Source organism: Embleya sp. NPDC025285 (assembly GCF_055558835.1).
In genome coordinates this window covers 1-1,724 of the sequence record NZ_JBVHLU010000282.1, presented here as the reverse complement: position 1 = coordinate 1,724, position 1,724 = coordinate 1, and the positions used below count along the sequence as shown (strand labels likewise).

The following is a 1,724-nucleotide window of genomic DNA, read 5'->3' as shown; positions in this document are numbered from 1 at the left end:
CCTATCAGCTGACGACGAAGGGGCTACGAGTACTTGAAGCTGCTCCGCAGGGGCTTCGAGATGTTCTCTGTACTGCCAGGATCGAGGACTTGCTGCAGGAGCGTGGCAGCGAAGTTTCACACATGGTCAACCATGCCATGCAGGTTGCCCTGGAGGGCGATGCCGAGCTGGCTGCTCAGCTGATCAGCCAGCTCGATGTTTTGCAGGACGAACAGGAAGAAGAACTTGAACACCGTCATCGCCCTGTTTTCTAGCTGCCCTTCCCTCAAGCGAGCCTTGCCCATGGCGGCTCTCGCTGCTGGTTGCACGGCTCTCGCCTTCGCGTATTTCCAGGATCGCAGCCCTACCCTGCAGTCCAGTGAAGTTCAGGTGGTGAGGGGGTTCATAACCCGCACTGGCGATCCAGCATTGATCGCTGCCTACAACGCCGCTGTTTCAGATGGTGAGCTTTCCAGGGCAGAAACTGAGGGCCTTATCGAGAGGGCGAAAGCCGCACCGCCAATATTCTTGCTGACCATTCCGCCAAAAAAATAGCAAATGCCTTTGCAGTTTTTTTAGCGTATTGTTAAGCTCACTTTTGTTTGTCTATGACGTGCTTCTAAAGTGATCTTTCCCTATGGTCAAAGCATCTAGTCGAATCGAGTACAGCGATTTTGAGCACATCATGATCCACCTGGCGGGTGAGCGTGGGTGGACCTTCAAATTCGGCGATGAGTCTGTTCCGGTCGAGGCTGTGTTCAATCATTCGACCTATGCCCCTGCCCTGTTGGCTGCAGCTGAAACCGAGCTCGCGGCCAGGCGGATCGGTGGCGACTTGGCTTTCGCCCTGGAGGGTGAGGGCAACTCCCTGTTCGGCGCCCGGGTCCGTTTGGTCAGCGAGCGGAACTCATTCCTAAGCCAGTTCTGGCGAATGGCCACCACGGCGCTGATTATCGAGTCCCTTCCTCGATCAGGCAACAGCATCATGCTCGACCAACTGCAGTACGTGCTGGGCGATCGCTTTGCTGACTACGTCGAAGCTGCTACGGCGGAGGCTTCCTGATGTCGATGTTGCGCAAGCTTCACAAGCAAGAGGTGGAGCGTTTTTCCAGCGGTGAACAAACCACTGCCACTCAGGCGGCAGTGGAGCCAGCTGCTGCACAAGGCGGTTCACTACTGGACGAATTTGAAAACATGCTGCTCGGCAAGCCCGAGCAAGCTGCAGCCCAGGCGGAGGTATCGCCGGCGCCGACCAGTCAGGTTGTGATCGAGACGCAAGTCGTCTCCCCGGCTGCACCGGAACCTAAGTCGGAGCTACCTGCAGAGCCAAAGGCTGATGAGGCTTCGCAGCCAGAAGCCCCGTCCGCAGCCCTGGTGCCAGGTTTCGCCGAGGTCCTCAAGGGCCTGGCTCCAGTCTTCAAGGCAGCAACAATCTACCCGGGGCATGACGCAGATCCGGCGAGGATCGCTGAGGCTGTACGTCGCATGTCTCTCGTTTCTACTGGCCTCGCCCAGCATATTGCAGGGCGAGTGGATCCTCAGGAGCTCGATGCCGCCTGGGCCAAGAAACACCTGCATGGTTTCACCGCCGAGCTCGTGGCCAGCCAGTGGATCTCGTGGTGCGTGAAGCCATCTCGCGATTGCAGGCGGCCGGGCAGGTGGAAACCCGCCATGGCATCGGCACCTTTGTGCTGGATACGCCAAGCCCCAGCGGTTTCCGGATAGACCCGGCCACTGTCGTTACC

The 1,724-nt window shown here is 58.4% G+C and carries 4 protein-coding genes; all 4 read left to right on the top strand.

From position 1 onward, the window contains the following. Positions 1-254: hypothetical protein (locus ACZ4FV_RS52240; RefSeq protein WP_465328515.1), on the top strand; the 254-nt coding region annotated here is incomplete at its 5' end. Beyond that, positions 226-534 (top strand): hypothetical protein, encoded by a 309-nt coding sequence (locus ACZ4FV_RS52235; RefSeq protein WP_223813025.1) that lies wholly within the window; start codon positions 226-228, stop codon positions 532-534. The genes ACZ4FV_RS52240 and ACZ4FV_RS52235, both read left to right, overlap by 29 nt. An 82-nt stretch (positions 535-616) precedes the next feature. Further along, a complete protein-coding gene (locus tag ACZ4FV_RS52230; RefSeq protein ID WP_009681560.1) occupies positions 617-1,042 on the top strand; it encodes a hypothetical protein in 426 nt (141 codons plus the stop codon). After that, a complete protein-coding gene (locus ACZ4FV_RS52225) occupies positions 1,042-1,704 on the top strand; it encodes a hypothetical protein (RefSeq protein WP_465328513.1) in 663 nt (220 codons plus the stop codon). The genes ACZ4FV_RS52230 and ACZ4FV_RS52225 overlap by 1 nt, the downstream gene beginning before the upstream one ends. The last annotated feature ends 20 nt before the right edge of the window (positions 1,705-1,724 follow it).